Genomic DNA, 568 nt, shown 5'->3' with positions numbered 1-568 from the left:
TAGTCTGACTGTGTCATAAAATTAATTCACAGCAGAGCGATACCTGGTACTATTGAATAATACAGACTCCGGGCGATCGCGATGAGAGAAGATGTCGACGAATTTGACGCGTATCTGAACGATCTGGCGCAGGCGTTAGGGCATGCCGATCGTCATGCCGGCCTCAAGGGCTACTGTTCGGGCCTGGTATTGCCGTTGTCACGCAAGAGCGTCGAGCCGATGGCCGCGCATATTGACCCGCTTCACGCGAGTGCGAAACACCAGTCGCTCCACCACTTTGTGGCCAAGGCAGACTGGTCTGACCGTGCAGTCTTGCAGCGGGTACGCGAATGGGTAATGCCCGCGTTAGGCGCGCACGCTGCTGAAGAAACCGGCTATTACTGGATTATTGATGACACAGGTTTTCCAAAGAAGGGACGTCATTCGGTCGGGGTGGCGCGTCAGTATTGTGGGCAGCTCGGAAAGCAGGACAACTGCCAGGTCGCAGTGACCCTGTCGATCGCGACGCAACGCGGCAGCCTGCCGATTGCCTGGCAGCTGTATGTCCCCAAGGAATGGATTGACGACC

The 568-nt window shown here is 56.3% G+C and carries 1 protein-coding gene; it reads left to right on the top strand.

Annotation, left to right across the window (positions count from 1 at the left end):
- Positions 1-81: 81 nt before the first annotated feature.
- The coding region (locus tag SB822_RS54795) for an IS701 family transposase (RefSeq protein WP_410858811.1) at positions 82-568 on the top strand (487 nt) is incomplete at its 3' end.

The organism is Paraburkholderia sp. SIMBA_054 (assembly GCF_046534875.1).
In the GTDB taxonomy this organism is placed as follows: Bacteria; Pseudomonadota; Gammaproteobacteria; order Burkholderiales; family Burkholderiaceae; genus Paraburkholderia; species Paraburkholderia hospita.
The sequence above is the reverse complement of the archived record's forward strand: the minus strand, read 5'-3'. Positions and strand labels throughout refer to the sequence as shown.